The following is a 15,689-nucleotide window of genomic DNA, read 5'->3' as shown; positions in this document are numbered from 1 at the left end:
CATAGTCCGGTGGCGATGGCAGAGAGGTCACACCTGTTCCCATGCCGAACACAGAAGTTAAGCTCTCTAGCGCCGATGGTAATTGGGGTGTTTCCCCTGTGAGAGTAGGACGCGGCCGGGCTTGTAATTATAATTTATATTATCTGGAATCTGAATAAGATTCTTTAACATTATCGCGGGGTGGAGCAAGACTGTAAATATCTTGAGTACACTTCAGCGTAGGTTTTGCGAGGAGCGTAGGCTTCGCCGAAAAGGCTTGCAACGTGACGAGCAGTTAAGAATTTAATATTATATAGTCAGGAACCTAAACAAGGTTCTTTGATAACATCGCGGGGTGGAGCAGTTCGGTAGCTCGTCGGGCTCATAACCCGGAGGTCGCAGGTTCAAATCCTGTCCCCGCAACCAAATAAACTCATCGAGACTTCGTCGAGAAGCTCCTTAGCGAGATGAAATCAGGAGTGCTCGTAGAGTGCAACCAAATTAACTCATTGACACTACATAGAAAAACTTCTTTGCGAAATGATTTTTTTGCTCTTTAGAGCTTTAATAAAATGGTCCGGTAGTTCAGCTGGTTAGAATGCCTGCCTGTCACGCAGGAGGTCGCGGGTTCGAGTCCCGTCCGGACCGCCATGTTAGCATAAAAGTTTTGAACCTTGTGTGGTACGCAAGGTTTTTGTTAATTTAACAACCTATTTTTCATCCCCCTCAACCCCTACAAACCGTTTTGTAGGGGTTGAATTATGTTTTAAGAACTCATTTATTTCCTATATTTGAGTTTTTTTGCTATGATAGGCATGAAATTGACTATAAATGAGGTTAAGTCATATGGATGAATTTAGTTTTATTCAATCGATTAGGCCTAAATATTATAAACAATCTTCGGTTATAAAAGGTATAGGTGATGATGGGGCTATTGTTAAACCACCATTTGACTCAGATCTTGTAATGGCAACTGATACAATGGTTAATAACATACACTTCTCATTAGATTATATGACTTTTGAAGATGTGGGTTATCGGGTATTGGCAGCAAACCTTAGTGATTTAGCTGCTATGGGAAGTTCTCCATTATATTATCTGGTGAATATAACTAGCCCTAAATATATGACTAATTCAAATTTAAAACGAATTATTGATGGAATGAAAGAACTAGCAGGACAATATAAAATGGATTTGATCGGTGGAGATACGACATCGGGAAATGAATTGGTTATTACCGTAACAGTATTAGGTTCTTTACCAAATTCAAAGTATCGTCTAAGAAGTTCTGCTCGACTAAATGATATAGTTTTTGTTACAGGTAATCTCGGTGAATCAGGGTATGGTTTAAAACTTTTACAAAGCAATGTTGAACACCATTATTTTAATCAAAAGCATATTAGACCTAGTCCTAGAATTGACTTTGTTGATGCGACAACAAACGTTAAACGAATGTGTTTAAATGATATTAGTGATGGCTTATCATCAGAATTATATGAAATTGCAGAAGCTTCTAAAGTATCTATAGCCATTGATTGGGCTGAAGTTCCTTTCCACGATGAGATGGCTTCATTAGATCATACGGAATTAAGAAAACTAACATTATCCTCAGGTGAAGATTTTGAGCTTGTAGGAACGTGTAGTGATGAAGATTGGAATAAAATTAGAGAAGTGTGCGATCAACATCAAATTAAAGTCACACAAATTGGTCAGGTCATTGATGATATGACTACTCAACCTACTGTTTACATAAATGAATATGGTAAAAGAAAAAGGTTAAATCGTGAAGGTTATAAACACGGGAAAAACTAATAGGTGATGTTATGTATAAATTTATTATGAAGAATGAAACAGAAACTCAAACTTTCGCTTCTAAGTTGGCCAATTTTCTTAAAGCTGGTGATGTTATTACGTTAGATGGAGACTTGGGTGCTGGTAAAACGACTTTTACTAAAGGATTAGCAAAAGGATTAGAAGTTATAAGAACAGTTAATAGTCCTACTTATACGATCGTAAAAGAGTATAAGGGTCGTTTACCTTTATTTCATATGGACGTATACAGACTAGAAGATAGTGATGAAGATATTGGGTTCGATGATTACTTTAATGGTCAAGGTATATCGGTAATTGAGTGGGCTAAATTTATAGAAGAATTCCTACCTGAGGAACGCTTAGACATTACAATAAATAAATTAAGTGATATTGAACGTGAAATTCATTTAATTCCAAATAGCGACCATTTTAAACAGATATGTGAGGAGCTTCAAACATGAATGTTTTAGGTATTGATACATCTAATCAACCAATGAGTGTAGCTGTATACAAAGATGATACACTTGCAGCAGAGTTAACAGTTAACGTTAAGCGCAATCATTCGATTCAATTGATGCCTTCAGTTGAGCAAGTTATGAAATTAGCTGATTTAGAGCCTAAATCATTAGATGAAATTGTTGTAAGTGAAGGGCCAGGTTCTTTTACAGGTATACGTATTGGTATGACTACAGCTAAAACATTAGCATGGACATTGAATATCCCTATAAAGACTGTGTCGAGCCTAAAACTCCTTGCGAGTAATCTAATATATCAAGATGGCTTAGTTTGCCCTTATTTCGATGCGAGAAGAGGTAATGTTTATACGAGTCTGTATCGCTGTAATAAAGGGGAAATTATTGAAATTGAGAAGGACTGTAATTTGACCATGATTGAGTGGCTTGAATATTTAAAGTCATTGGACGAAATCATATACTTTACAAGCCCTAATGGAGAAAATTTCGAACCATTAATCAAAGATGAATTAGGTACTAAAGCTATTGTAGTGAATCAACCTTTTAATTTACCTAGAGCCGGTTTACTCTTTGCATTAAGTCAATACGAGGCTGAAACTCCAATACATACAGTCAAGCCTAACTATATAAGAATTACTCAAGCAGAAGCGAATTGGAATAAACAACATGGGGAAGGAAATCAAAATGAATCATGTTAAAAATGATATTCGCGTACGTGAAATGACACTTGAAGACATTTCTCAAGTGATTTTAATTGAAAATAAGTCATTCCGTACACCATGGAAAAAGAGAGACTTTTTATATGATCTAGTAAAAAATAGCTTTTCAAATTATCTAGTGATTGAGAAGGGTGATTCGATTGTTGGATATTGTGGTATTTGGATTGTTTTAGAATCTGCCCAAATTACTAATATAGCAATTTCTCCAAAAGAACGTGGACAGCGATTGGGTGAAAAATTGTTTAAGGAAGTTATTGAATTAGCTAAAGAAAAAGGTGCATCTGAATTAACTCTTGAAGTTAGAGAGTCCAATCATGTTGCTCAGAAATTGTACGAGAAGTTCGACTTGAAAGTGGTAGGTAAAAGAGAAGGCTATTACCAAGATGATGGTGAAGATGCCTTAGTCATGTGGGTGAAATTATGAATCAAAAAGATGAAATAATATTAGCTTTAGAAACTAGTTGTGACGAAACAGCTGCTGCAATTGTTAAAGGGGGAAACCAACTGTTATCGAATGTTGTTGCTACCCAGATGGAAATTCATCAGAAATTCGGTGGAGTGGTTCCTGAGATTGCTTCTCGGCATCATATTGAACAGATTACGTTAGTCATTGATCAAGCTCTAGAAGAAGCCAATCTAACTATCAATGAAGTGGATGCCATTGCTGTGACAGAAGGACCGGGCTTGGTCGGTGCTTTATTAGTAGGAGTAAATGCCGCTAAAACTTTAGCGTATGCACATGGCATTCCTTTGATTGGTGTCCATCATATTGCCGGTCATATTTATGCGAATCGTTTAGAAAAGGAATTTCAATTTCCACTGTTATCTTTAGTGGTTTCAGGCGGCCATACGGAACTAATCTACATGAAAGAACATGGGGATTACGAAGTGATTGGTGAAACTCGTGATGACGCTGCAGGAGAAGCATATGATAAAGTAGCTAAAGCGTTAAATCTACCTTACCCAGGCGGCCCTGTTATTGACCAAATAGCTCATGAAGGAAATGATATTTATGATTTTCCCAGGTCGTGGCTGGAGCCAGGGTCATATGATTTCAGTTTTAGTGGACTAAAAACTGCCGTAATTAATAAACTTCATCAGTTAAAACAAAAAGGCGAAGAGTTTCGCATAGAAGATATAGCGGCCTCATTCCAAGCCAGTGTAGTTGATGTCTTAGTTGAGAAGACTTACCGAGCAACTGAAGAGTTGGGTGTCAATCAACTGATTGTGGCTGGTGGTGTTTCTGCTAATAAAGGTTTACGTGTTGAGTTAGAAAAACGCTTTAACGAAATGGATGTGGAATTAATGATTCCACCGTTATATCTATGTACAGATAATGCAGCTATGATTGGCGCAGCTGCATCCATTCAATATCACAATCAAAACTATAAAGACCTTTCATTAAATGCTAATCCAGGTTTAATATTAGGATAAAATAATCCACAGTCAAAATCACTGACTGTGGATTATTTTGTGTAGTACCGTATATGATTCGATTCTGTTTGTGAACAAAATTGTGGATAAGTGAACGAAACTCTGTGGATAATGTGTATAAGTCTGTTTATAACCGATATAACAACATTGAAAATGTGTATAAGTTGTTGTTAATTAAGTGATTCAATTTCTTCCTGTAATTCTGCCCATTCTTCCATTAATTCTTCTAGTTTATCTTCAGATTGTTTAATTGTAGCATTAATCTCTTGCAGCTTAGTATAGTCATTCACATTCTCATTTTCGTATAACTTAGGTTCTTCTTGCTCGATAATTTGTTCATGTTCTGAGATCTGTTCTTCAATCGATTTTATTCGACGCTCAAGTTTTCGACGGTCTTTTTGAAGTTGTTTATTAGTAGGTGTGGAAGGCTGAGAGTCTTTTTTATTTTCAATTTTAGTTTGTTCCATTTCTTTAATTTCTGCTTCTTCTTCTAGTTTTTCTACGTAATAATCATAATCTCCAATAAACGTACGAGCACCTTTGTCATTTAATTCAATGACATGATTCGCTAATCGATTAATAAAGTAACGGTCGTGAGACACAAATAAAATGGTACCAGGGAAATCTGCTAAAGCAGCTTCTAAAACTTCTTTGCTATCTAAATCTAAGTGGTTTGTCGGTTCATCCATGATTAACACATTAGCTCTTTGCAACATGAGCTTAGCTAACAGGATACGAGCTTTTTCTCCACCACTTAACATGCCTATTGTTTTAAGCACGTCATCTCCTGAAAACAGAAAATTCCCTAATACTGTTCGAATATCTTTCTCAGGCATTAATGGATAATCATCCCATAATTCTTGTAAGGCAGTTTTATGAGTATTTAAAGTGGACTGTTCCTGATCATAGTAGCCGAACTCGACATTTGTTCCGTATTGGATTTCTCCTTCCACATGCTCGATTCGTTTTAAGATGGCTTTTAATAATGTCGATTTACCAATTCCGTTTGGTCCCACAATAGCCATTCGATCACCACGAGACACTCTAAATGAAACATTTTTGAAGATTGGTTCATCCAGAGCACCATATCGAGCAGATAATTGATCAACCTTCAGTACGTCATTACCGCTTTTTCGATTAATATTAAATGAGAATTTGGCAGAATGATCATCGAGATCCGGCTTGTCCATTCGATCCATTTTCTCTAGTTTTTTACGACGAGATTTGGCTTGTTTACTTGTCGAATCTCTTGCTATATTTTTTTGAACATATTCTTCTAGCTTTTTAATTTCTTCTTGTTGTTTTTCAAATCGTTTAATTTCAAGTTCATAGTCTTCTACTCTTTTTCTTAAAAAATAACTATAATTCCCGTGGTATTTCTTAACCGATTGAAAGGCAATATCATAGACGATGCTTACTGTTTCATCTAAAAAGTAGCGGTCGTGAGAGACGATCACAACTGCACCCTGGTAATTTTTTAAATAATTCTCTAACCAACGTAGTGTCGCAATGTCTAAATGGTTGGTTGGCTCATCCAAAATAAGAACATCAGGTTTTGATAATAATAACTTACCAAGCGCAAGTCGGGTTTTTTGACCACCACTTAGTTCCTGGATTGGGGTATTAAAATCAAACTTTCCAAAACTTAATCCCTGCAAGACGGCTTCAATTTCAGCTTCATATTGGAAACCACCGCGTTGCTGAAAATCATTTTGTTTTGCATCATAATTAGCCAACAGCTGTTGATAAGCTTTTACATCTTCAATAATTTCAGGATCAGCCATCTTTTGTTCTAGTTGTCGCAGTTCTTTTTCTAGTTCAATCAATGGTTGGAAGACGGTCAGCATTTCGCTCCAAATAGACTCCCTGGAATCAAGTCCTGTGTGTTGGTCAAGATAACCAACAGATACATCTTTAGGTTTAAATATTTCACCATCATCATAAGGCATTTGGCCAGACATAATTTTTAATAATGTGGATTTACCAGCCCCATTACGACCGACTATGGCAATCCGGTCATGATGATGTACTTCTAATTTAATTTTCGATAGAATAAGGTCAGCACCGAAATTTTTACTTATATTGTTTAATTGCATGACAATCATTGTATTTCACCTCAACGTGCACTAGTGTATCTATTTTATCATTAATACGCAATGGACCATATAAAAGGAGATTATAAATTATGAGGGATGAAAAAATACCACAGGCAACTGCTAAACGATTACCGTTGTATTATAGACATTTAAATATATTACATAATCAAGGTAAAACCAGAATTTCATCTCGTGAATTGAGTGAATCAATTAAAATAGACTCAGCAACGATTCGTAAAGACTTTTCTTATTTTGGAGAGCTCGGACGAAAAGGTTATGGCTATGATATTGCTCATTTGATTCAATTTTTTAGAAAGTTACTGGATCAAGATGAAATAGCGAGTGTGGCTTTAATTGGGGTGGGGAACTTAGGAACAGCACTTTTACATTATAATTTTATGAAAAAAGGAAATACTCAAATCGAAATCGCTTTCGATACAAACGATGATAAAGTCGGGCAAGAAATTGGAGATGTGCCCGTGTATCATATTAATGATTTAGAACAAGAATTAAAACGTAAAGGGATCAAAATTGCTATTTTGACTGTTCCAGCAAGAGTATCTCAAGAAGTAACTGAACAGTTAGTAGACTGTGGAGTTGAAGGAGTATTAAATTTCACACCCTCACGCTTGTCTGTCCCGAACCATGTGCGAGTTCACCATATTGATTTATCAATCGAATTACAAACACTCGTTTATTTCTTAAAACATAGTTAAAATACTCTTTCTTTTTATCAAAGGAAGGAGTAAAATAATTCGTATATCGAAATAATTGACGTCTTGGAGGCACCACATGGGGAAAATTGACTCAAAATGGCTAGTTGTCTTATCCGTACTGACTGGTACGTTTACTGTAATATTAAATAATAGTATGTTGAATCCTGTCTTACCTGAATTTATGAAGATTTTTGATTCAGATGCAGTTGGTGTCAGTTGGATTTTAACAATTTTTATGATCGCAATGGGTATGACCATGCCAGTGACAGGCTTTCTTGGGGATCGATTTGGTAAAAAGAGAGTCTATATTGCTGGTTTAATTTTGTTTGCAACAGGGTCTGTATTGGGAGCTTTATCACAATGGTTAAGTATGGTCATCATAGCACGAGCGATTCAAGGTATTGCTGGTGGGTTAATGATGCCAAATGCCATGGCATTGATTTTCCAGGCTTTCCCTAGAAATGAGCGTGGATTTGCAGTTGGCATTTATGGTGTAGCTGCAATGGTGGCTCCAGCAATTGGTCCAACTATTGGCGGAATTATTGCTGAGAATTTTGAGTGGTATTGGTTGTTCTTATTTAATCTGCCTTTTGCTTTTTTAAGTATGTTTTTCTCAGCTAAATATTTATTAAGAACCGAATCAGATCCATCACGTGTATTTGATTGGAAAGGTTTTGCGATTATTACAGCAGGTGTCGGTTCTGTATTATATGTCCTCGGTCAAGGGCGAAACTTTGAAGAGGCTATGAACTATACCAATTTAGCTTTAGTTATTATAGGATTATTGTTAATTGCCTTGTTCATTTGGTATGAACTAAAGATAGAGAAGCCATTATTAGAATTAAAAGTATTTAAGGTGAAAACTTATCGCTATTCGATTATAGCTACATCTTCGGCATCAATTGGATTATTTTCAAGTTTATTTTTACTACCTTACCTAATCCAGGAAGCTTATAACTTAAGTATTATAAAAACAGGCCTATTATTTTTGCCAAGTGCATTAGCTAGTGGACTGTTCATGACAATCGGTGGTCGAATTTTAGATAATAAAGGACCAAAATTGGTTGTACCTACAGGTTTAATCATATTAACATTTGCTTGTTTGATGTTTGGTTTTGTTGATTTATCAACTTCTTATTGGATACTAATGTCTTTAAATATTGTTCTTGGTATTGGTTTAGGACTAGGGAATATGCCTGCAACTACTGCTGGTATGAATGCGATACCTGACCACTTAGTGGCTCAAGGGTCCGCGATGAATAATTTAATTAGACAAATTTCATCCTCTCTTGGGATTGTTATGTTCTCAGTCTACTATGAAGTAAGAAGGGGACAATATATACTACTTGATGAACTCTCGGTTCAAGAGGCAACATTAGAAGCTATTAATGAAGCGTTTCTGCTGGCTGCGATCCTCGTAGCTGTAGCTGTTCCATTCGCGTTTAAGATGAAAGGGATTCAGGATGAAGAAAAGGAATGATCCAATAGAGGATCATTCCTTATTATTTGTATTATTTTTATGTCTAAAATAAGCTCCTAATATGCGGAACGCCACGATGAAATCAAAGGTTGCAACCACTGTAAAAATAATGGTACCAGCATTCCAAATTGTTTCATCCGCACTTTGTAACCCAAGGTAAACAAAGGCAAGTCCCATAAGCATATACATTGAAGCTAGAAATATTGGTGAAACTTTCATAAATTATCCTCCAATTAGAATCATAGCTGAGTTTTCTATTTCTTCTAGTTTTCGTTCTAATTCATCAATATCTACATTCATTTGAATGAGCACGACAGTTGTATTCATAGCCATGTGAACAAGTATTGGTACAATGATTCGCTGCGTTTTGACATATAAATAAGCAAAAACAAGTCCCATAGCCAGATAAGTTAGTACAAATGTAAAGTCAAAGTGTAGTAAACTGAAAATCAATGCGGAGATGACCGCAGAAAAGAAGAAATTCATCTTTTTGTATAATTGACCAAAAATAATCTTTCTAAAGATAATTTCTTCTAATAATGGTGCAAATAAAATAGGTAAAAGGATAAAGTAGACGTTCTCATCAATAATATCCATAATCAATTTTGTATTTTCCGACGACTGATCTAAATCTAATATAGTAATATTAATAATATTAGCTACATATTGTGCTAGAAAAGCTAAGAAAAAACCGATGACAGCCCATTTAATAATATAAGGAATACCTGGTCGGTTACGCATTTGAGATTGTTCCATATCTGGTGAAAGTAAAGCTATCGTTATAATCGATGCGATTGTCATTCCAAATATATACGAGTAGACGAAAGCATCGCCTTCAGATACACCAAGCATACTAATTGCTAAGCCAGCACCGATGGCTGGGAATAGTTGTGCAGCAATGTATAAGATGATAATAATCCAATATCTTTTTACCAAAAAAATCGATCCCTTCTTGTTATGTTTCTCTGTTCTTTTTTATTCCCTATGTTTTATTCTATACTAATCAAAAAAATGAAACAAAAATTTATATTTTTTACTTGCAAAAAAAACCAAGATTCATTATTATAATAATTGGAATTAGCACTCAACAATGTTAAGTGCTAATAATCATCTTCAACATAAATTTGGAGGAGGTTTTTAACGTGTTAAAACCACTAGGTGATCGCGTAATTGTGGAAGTTGTAGAGCAAGAAGAACAAACAGCAAGCGGAATTGTTTTACCTGATTCTGCTAAAGAAAAGCCACAAGAAGGTAAGATTGTTGCTGTAGGTTCAGGCCGAGTAACAGACAATGGTGAGAAAGTTGAATTAGAAGTGAAACAAGGTGACCATGTCATCTACTCAAAATTTGCCGGAACTGAAGTTAAACAAGACGGTAACGAATACTTAGTTTTACGTGAAAGCGACATTTTAGCAGTCGTTGAGTAATTAAATAAACATAAGGAGGGCATTTAATTATGGCTAAAGAATTAAAGTTTAGTGAAGAAGCTCGCCGTGCTATGCTTCGCGGTGTAGACACATTAGCTGATGCGGTAAAAGTAACATTAGGACCAAAAGGGCGTAACGTTGTATTAGATAAGAAATACGGTTCACCATTAATCACTAATGATGGTGTAACGATCGCAAAAGAAATTGAATTAGAAGACAACTTTGAAAACATGGGTGCACAGCTTGTTTCTGAAGTTGCATCTAAAACAAATGACGTTGCTGGTGACGGTACGACCACTGCGACTGTACTAGCACAAGCAATGATTCGTGAAGGTCTTAAAAACGTAACTTCTGGTGCAAACCCTGTAGGCTTACGTCGTGGGATTGAAAAAGCTGTTGCAGTTGCAACTGAGGAACTTCGCTCAGTTTCTAAACCTATTGAAGGTAAAGATTCAATTGCACAAGTTGCATCAATCTCAGCAGCTGACAATGAAGTTGGTCAATTAATTGCTGAAGCTATGGAACGCGTTGGTAACGACGGAGTTATCACAATTGAAGAGTCTAAAGGCTTCAACACTGAATTAGAAGTTGTAGAAGGTATGCAGTTTGACCGTGGTTATGCTTCTCCATATATGGTTACTGACCAGGATAAAATGGAAGCTGTCTTAGAAGATCCTTATATTTTAATTACTGATAAGAAAATCTCTAACATTCAAGAGGTTCTTCCAGTATTAGAACAAGTGGTACAACAAAGTAAACCAATCTTAATTATCTCAGAAGATGTTGAAGGTGAAGCACTTGCAACATTAGTTGTGAATAAACTTCGTGGAACATTCAATGCCGTAGCTGTTAAAGCTCCTGGCTTTGGTGATCGTCGTAAAGCAATGCTTGAAGATATCGCTACATTAACTGGTGCTGAAGTTATCACTGAAGACCTTGGCTTAGATCTTAAGAGTGCTACAATTGATCAGCTGGGTCGTGCTTCTAAAGTTGTTGTTACTAAAGAGAACACAACAATTGTAGAAGGTGCTGGTGATTCTGATAAGCTTGCTGCGCGTGTTAACCAAATCCGTGCACAATTAGAAGAAACAACATCTGAATTTGATAAAGAAAAATTACAAGAGCGTCTGGCTAAATTAGCTGGCGGTGTAGCGGTAATCAAAGTAGGTGCTGCTACTGAAACTGAATTAAAAGAACGTAAACTACGCATTGAAGACGCCCTAAACTCTACTCGTGCAGCAGTAGAAGAAGGTATCGTCTCTGGTGGTGGTACAGCACTTGTAAATATCTACAAGAAAGTTGCTGAATTGGAGCTTGAAGGCGATGAAGCAACTGGCCAAAAGATTTTACTACGTGCACTTGAAGAACCAGTTCGTCAAATTGTTCACAATGCAGGTTTAGACGGATCTATCATTGTTGAACGCTTAAAGAACGAAGAAATCGGTGTTGGTTTCAACGCTGCTAGTGGTGAATGGGTAAACATGGTTGAATCAGGTATTGTTGATCCTACAAAAGTAACTCGCTACGCACTACAGAACGCAGCTTCTGTTGCAGCGATGTTCTTAACAACTGAAGCGGTTGTTGCTGACCATCCTGATGATAACGATGGCGCGCCTGATATGGGCGGAATGGGCGGCGGAATGCCGGGCATGATGTAATAGCTGTGTCAACCCCTTGATACAACAGGGATTTATAATAAAAATTTATTAAATGCTAACATTTTGCTAACAAAAGAATTATTTTTTGAGGCTTCTCATTAATTCACCAAATTTTTGAGAAGCCTCTTTTTTCATATCTTGTGTTACATGTAAATATATATTTTTTGTAGTTTGATCGTCAGTGTGCCCCAACCTTTCCATTATGATTTGTAAATTGACATGAGCTTCAGCTAATAGTGAAGTGTGTGTATGTCTTAGAGAATGAGGTGTTAGAGCTTCATTTAACCCAGCTATCTTTAATAACCGCTTCATTCTAGTTTCAACAATTTTTATTACTATAGGATAACCTGGTTTACGTTCTTTCTTCGCAAAAATAAAGTTTTCATCATGGTACATATTACGTTTTTTCATTTTCATTTTATTTTGTGTAGCTAAATGCTTTTTTAAGTGAACTATAATTTCTTCATCTATACTAATAGTACGTTTTGACTTTTTTGTTTTCGGTGGTACTAATTGGTACTTTTGAGTATTATTTGTTGGGTTGTAATAGGTTTTGGTGATCTTTATGGTATGTTGATTAAAATCTACATCTTTCCACTTAAGTGCAACTAACTCACCTACACGTATACCAGTATAAGAAAGTGTTAAAAATATTAAGTAGTCTAAAAATAATCCCTTTTCTTTAGCCGTCTGTAAAAAAAGATTTAACTCTTCTTTTTCTAAGTACTTGGGTATTTCATTAGATTCTAAATCTTCAACGGACCTTTTTGTTTTTCTTAAATAAGCAAATTCTGTCGGATCTCTTTTAACTTTCTCCATTTCAACTGCTTTTCTAAATATCATTCTACCGGTACGATGAATTCCACTTAAAGTGTTATCTGCGTACCCTTTGTCTTTTAAATCATTTAATGTATTTTGATAAGTTTCCCTAGTAATACTTCTAAGTTTTAAATTTGCAAGATAAGGTAAAAGGTTATTAATTTCATGTTGTCTTACTCTAATAGTTCCTGGCTTCACCGAATTTGTTTCAGCATAAATAACTAGCCAATCTTTAGCAAAGTCTTTAAATAATTCCTCAGATTCCTTTATGAAAGTACCCGCTTGAATATCATGTATTAATGATGCTAACGCTAATTCAGCTTCATGTTTTGTTCTAAAGCCACCTTTTGATTTCTGTTTTCTCTTTCCAGTTTTAGGATCAATTCCAACATCGACAACATAAGTGTATTTAGCCCTACATGTACATTTTTTTTTCTTGCAGGTGCATCCTCGTCTATAAACATGACCTTTCAATTTCGTCTAACCCCCTCTTGACCAAACTTATTTCAATGCAGTATTCCCAACTTAAAAAAAGTTGATACATTTACTACCTGTACTAAAAACACTTAAAAATTAGATATAATCAATAACTAATAAGTGAGAGGGGCTTAGTGATTAGATTAATATTAGATAGTAAATTATGTTAAAATTTACTTACTAAATAAAAAGTTTGTGAAGAAATGTACTGCGCGAAACGTTTCCTTATAAGTGCCCAAGCGCGAAAAAGGAGAATTGCTGATAAGCAATTATAACTGATTAATTGAAACTCGGAACGAAAGCCGTCATGTTGAGCTAAAACGAGTTATCTAATCCTCCTACATGCACACAATGGTAGTAGTCAGAATGTGTATGAAGCTAGGTGAAGTCGGCTGAAATGAACCTAAGTTGCTTCTTTAGAATATGGTTTGTGATAGGTCGGGATGCTACAAAATATCTATGGTGAGAATGTCCGGTAGGACTGACGAACTTGCGAATGTACGGGTCTAGAAATTAATACGTCCGAAAGACGTAAACTGTGAACGCAGTGTCAAACACCGAAAAGTACGATTAGTACATAGGAACTTCGGTATATCTAACGAATGAAGGTATAGAGTTGACAGGCTTAAAGTGAGCACCTAAGGATATATGTAAAGCTAAGTTAATCGGAACGTTGTAAGTAAGAAACATCCACTATTAAACGACTACTATCGCGATGGCGTCTATAAGATGATTTATTTATCGAAGTGACTTTAATCTTATGAAAGTAGGGACACAATACCGTTGAAGCGTGTAATGAGTGTGGTGGGATAGTCCCAAGTCTTCTTTTTGAGAACTAACATAACTAAATGAATTGAAAAATGCTGATATATCAATGTTTTGGGTTTAGTATTAATTCCCTCCGAGGGTGTGTAACTAATACACATAACTAACGTTATGAGAACTTAACTAATTTACAAATCAAAGAATAGGTTAAAAGCATATTCTTTTTTTGCGTTTCCATCATAAATATCTTTCTTAATTTTACTACTAACTTAGAAGCATCACATTCAATTGAGTTAATTTCTAAACCTACTATTATTTGACTGATAAACAATAAGATAAGTTTATCAATTAACAAATAAACTTCATCGTTGTTTTTATAATTTATTTCATTGAATGTAATTGCCTCATTTTTAAAATCCCCGTAAATAAACTTACTTAGATTAAAATGAATAAAGGAATTTAATAAAGTGTAGTGTCTTCTATATAATTCTCGCTATCCTGTTTTTTCAGCTAAGCTCCCCATATCATTTAAAAACTCAATATCTTTATCCAATTTATAATAGGTTTTATATAAATTAGTGAAATCACTCATTTCTTCTGTCGGATTTTCTGAATGTTTCATTACTCTCGCAATTCTTGAATTCATATGATGTGTGAGGCGATTATATCGATCTTTAATTTCCTCTTTGTTTGGATTTTTAATTATTTAACTTAAAAGAAAATATGATTCTAACAATACCCTGAATAAAGGTAGTGTTTCTGCTACATTAACATCTGGATTTCCATACACTTTTATTGTATGAATAGAGGAATACAACCTTCTTGATTTAGAGTAAAGTGTAAAGACTAACCTTCTAATACTATTATTGATTTGACTAAACTCTGTTGATGTTTCAATTAGATCGAAAAGTTTTTCTATATTTTCATTCATAAGAAGCCTCCCTTTTCAATGTTCCATTCTACAACAAGGAAGGTATTTCCTTATACACTAAAAAATCAAACTTTCTTCTGTACGTTGCTTTTTTTCTAATCATATAATTTAACTCTGGACCGTACCTTTTTTTGATACCACTGAAACGCTATTGAACTCGATAATAGAAAATTGTTTCTTTTGTTAATACTGAACCTCAATATTCAACAATCATATGCTATTTTGATTACCTAAAAATTCTTGCTGCACATTACAAATATACTTGTAGTTAATCTACCTGAGTCAATCACTTAAATGGTGGTTGTCTTTTTTTATAAAATGGAAAATACTCAAGAAACCAAATTACTTTTAGATGATAGATGATAAATTAATAGGTATTGTTAAAGTTTTTATAGGTAATCCTTAGTTAAAAACTGGAAGGTTTGAGCCCTATTACTCTAGGTGACTATTTATTAGAATTAAGTATGTTTGCTGAAAGAGTTAAGAAAAAAGCCGAGGATATAAGTACAAACGATGTTCGGATGTATCTAAGCCAGGATGATAATTTGAAAATGAGTACAATCGGTAAGAACCTGTCTATTTTAAAGAGTTTCTTCCATTGGCTATCGTATAGTAGAAAACTTGACTCTCTCAAAATATGCATTATCTATTTCTATACAAAAGGTAAGAAATCATCTATATAAACTAAGTGAAACAAAAAATCTAACAGATATAGAAGTTGTGGAATGTAGTCAAAAACTTGGTAGGCTGCTCAATAAATATCAAGGTTTATAATTTTTGATTATTTTGTATCTCACTTTACTAGCCTGATTAGTAGGCTTAGCGATAAATTTATTGAAGAATCACGTAAAAACAGATAATTTATTGTAATCCCTAATTAATAATGAATATATATTAATTCTA

Annotated in this window: 17 protein-coding genes, 2 tRNA genes and 1 rRNA gene; 14 read left to right on the top strand and 6 right to left on the bottom strand. The window is 34.9% G+C overall.

The window, feature by feature from the left end; all coding sequences use genetic code 11:
* Positions 1–5: 5 nt before the first annotated feature.
* The 8 genes from rrf (at position 6) to tsaD (ending at position 4,417) form a co-directional block, all read left to right on the top strand.
* Positions 6–121, top strand: a 5S ribosomal RNA gene (rrf, locus tag E3U55_RS15675).
* Positions 122–328: 207 nt separating this feature from the next.
* A tRNA-Met gene (locus tag E3U55_RS15670) sits at positions 329–405 on the top strand.
* A gap of 148 nt (positions 406–553) precedes the next feature.
* Positions 554–630 (top strand) — tRNA-Asp (locus E3U55_RS15665).
* A gap of 195 nt (positions 631–825) precedes the next feature.
* Positions 826–1,791, top strand: a complete 966-nt coding sequence (gene thiL / locus E3U55_RS15660; protein WP_194840952.1) for a thiamine-phosphate kinase — start codon at positions 826–828, stop codon at positions 1,789–1,791.
* 11 nt (positions 1,792–1,802) lie between these two features.
* Positions 1,803–2,252 carry a tRNA (adenosine(37)-N6)-threonylcarbamoyltransferase complex ATPase subunit type 1 TsaE gene (gene tsaE / locus E3U55_RS15655; protein WP_134341430.1) on the top strand — a complete coding sequence of 150 codons (450 nt, stop codon included), beginning with the start codon at positions 1,803–1,805 and terminating at the stop codon, positions 2,250–2,252.
* On the top strand, positions 2,249–2,962 hold the full coding sequence (gene tsaB / locus E3U55_RS15650; RefSeq protein WP_134341429.1) for a tRNA (adenosine(37)-N6)-threonylcarbamoyltransferase complex dimerization subunit type 1 TsaB: 714 nt from the start codon (positions 2,249–2,251) through the stop codon (positions 2,960–2,962). Before tsaE ends, tsaB begins: the two co-directional genes overlap by 4 nt.
* Positions 2,949–3,407 (top strand): ribosomal protein S18-alanine N-acetyltransferase, encoded by a 459-nt coding sequence (rimI, locus tag E3U55_RS15645; protein ID WP_134341428.1) that lies wholly within the window; start codon positions 2,949–2,951, stop codon positions 3,405–3,407. Before tsaB ends, rimI begins: the two co-directional genes overlap by 14 nt.
* Positions 3,404–4,417, top strand: coding sequence for a tRNA (adenosine(37)-N6)-threonylcarbamoyltransferase complex transferase subunit TsaD (gene tsaD, locus E3U55_RS15640; RefSeq protein WP_323740425.1), 1,014 nt, complete (start codon positions 3,404–3,406; stop codon positions 4,415–4,417). The genes rimI and tsaD overlap by 4 nt, the downstream gene beginning before the upstream one ends.
* A gap of 170 nt (positions 4,418–4,587) precedes the next feature.
* On the opposite strand, the gene E3U55_RS15635 is transcribed toward tsaD, so the two are convergent.
* On the bottom strand, positions 4,588–6,522 hold the full coding sequence (locus tag E3U55_RS15635; protein WP_134341426.1) for an ABC-F family ATP-binding cassette domain-containing protein: 1,935 nt from the start codon (positions 6,520–6,522) through the stop codon (positions 4,588–4,590).
* Positions 6,523–6,602: 80 nt separating this feature from the next.
* Here E3U55_RS15635 and E3U55_RS15630 point away from each other — a divergent pair, with 80 nt between their 5' ends.
* Together E3U55_RS15630 and E3U55_RS15625 are read left to right on the top strand one after the other, a co-directional pair.
* Positions 6,603–7,229 (top strand): redox-sensing transcriptional repressor Rex, encoded by a 627-nt coding sequence (locus E3U55_RS15630; protein ID WP_134341425.1) that lies wholly within the window; start codon positions 6,603–6,605, stop codon positions 7,227–7,229.
* 76 nt (positions 7,230–7,305) lie between these two features.
* Positions 7,306–8,709: an MDR family MFS transporter gene (locus E3U55_RS15625; RefSeq protein WP_134341424.1), complete on the top strand. Its 1,404-nt coding sequence runs from the start codon at positions 7,306–7,308 to the stop codon at positions 8,707–8,709.
* A 12-nt stretch (positions 8,710–8,721) separates the two neighbouring features.
* On the opposite strand, the gene E3U55_RS15620 is transcribed toward E3U55_RS15625, so the two are convergent.
* Entirely contained in the window at positions 8,722–8,928 is a 207-nt protein-coding gene (locus E3U55_RS15620; RefSeq protein ID WP_134341423.1) for a YdiK family protein, read from the bottom strand.
* A 3-nt stretch (positions 8,929–8,931) separates the two neighbouring features.
* A complete protein-coding gene (locus tag E3U55_RS15615; RefSeq protein WP_134341422.1) occupies positions 8,932–9,645 on the bottom strand; it encodes a CPBP family intramembrane glutamic endopeptidase in 714 nt (237 codons plus the stop codon).
* Between the two features lie 206 nt (positions 9,646–9,851).
* Between E3U55_RS15615 and groES the strand changes: the two genes are divergently transcribed.
* Positions 9,852–10,136 (top strand): co-chaperone GroES, encoded by a 285-nt coding sequence (gene groES / locus E3U55_RS15610; RefSeq protein ID WP_134341421.1) that lies wholly within the window; start codon positions 9,852–9,854, stop codon positions 10,134–10,136.
* 29 nt (positions 10,137–10,165) lie between these two features.
* Positions 10,166–11,794 carry a chaperonin GroEL gene (gene groL / locus E3U55_RS15605; protein WP_134341420.1) on the top strand — a complete coding sequence of 543 codons (1,629 nt, stop codon included), beginning with the start codon at positions 10,166–10,168 and terminating at the stop codon, positions 11,792–11,794.
* A gap of 78 nt (positions 11,795–11,872) precedes the next feature.
* Here the strand turns inward: groL and E3U55_RS15600 are convergent, their stop codons facing one another.
* The 3 genes from E3U55_RS15600 to E3U55_RS15595 all read right to left on the bottom strand — a co-directional run bounded on the left by E3U55_RS15600 (position 11,873) and on the right by E3U55_RS15595 (position 14,786).
* Positions 11,873–13,087 carry a site-specific integrase gene (locus E3U55_RS15600; RefSeq protein WP_134341419.1) on the bottom strand — a complete coding sequence of 405 codons (1,215 nt, stop codon included), beginning with the start codon at positions 13,085–13,087 and terminating at the stop codon, positions 11,873–11,875.
* Between the two features lie 1,261 nt (positions 13,088–14,348).
* Complete coding sequence (locus E3U55_RS17860; RefSeq protein WP_267195393.1) at positions 14,349–14,477, bottom strand: hypothetical protein; 129 nt, start codon at positions 14,475–14,477, stop codon at positions 14,349–14,351.
* Between the two features lie 84 nt (positions 14,478–14,561).
* The gene (locus tag E3U55_RS15595) at positions 14,562–14,786 is read right to left on the bottom strand and encodes a hypothetical protein (protein WP_134341418.1); all 225 of its coding nucleotides are present in this window, start codon (positions 14,784–14,786) and stop codon (positions 14,562–14,564) included.
* 422 nt (positions 14,787–15,208) lie between these two features.
* Here E3U55_RS15595 and E3U55_RS18010 point away from each other — a divergent pair, with 422 nt between their 5' ends.
* Both E3U55_RS18010 and E3U55_RS15585 read left to right on the top strand, forming a co-directional pair.
* Positions 15,209–15,469: a site-specific integrase gene (locus E3U55_RS18010; RefSeq protein ID WP_194840951.1), complete on the top strand. Its 261-nt coding sequence runs from the start codon at positions 15,209–15,211 to the stop codon at positions 15,467–15,469.
* Complete coding sequence (locus E3U55_RS15585) at positions 15,408–15,560, top strand: aspartyl-phosphate phosphatase Spo0E family protein (protein WP_134341417.1); 153 nt, start codon at positions 15,408–15,410, stop codon at positions 15,558–15,560. The genes E3U55_RS18010 and E3U55_RS15585 overlap by 62 nt, the downstream gene beginning before the upstream one ends.
* The last annotated feature ends 129 nt before the right edge of the window (positions 15,561–15,689 follow it).

Origin of the sequence: Filobacillus milosensis, from assembly GCF_004402015.1 — a bacterium.
In the GTDB taxonomy this organism is placed as follows: Bacteria; Bacillota; Bacilli; order Bacillales; family Alkalibacillaceae; genus Filobacillus; species Filobacillus milosensis.
The sequence above is the reverse complement of the archived record's forward strand: the minus strand, read 5'-3'. Positions and strand labels throughout refer to the sequence as shown.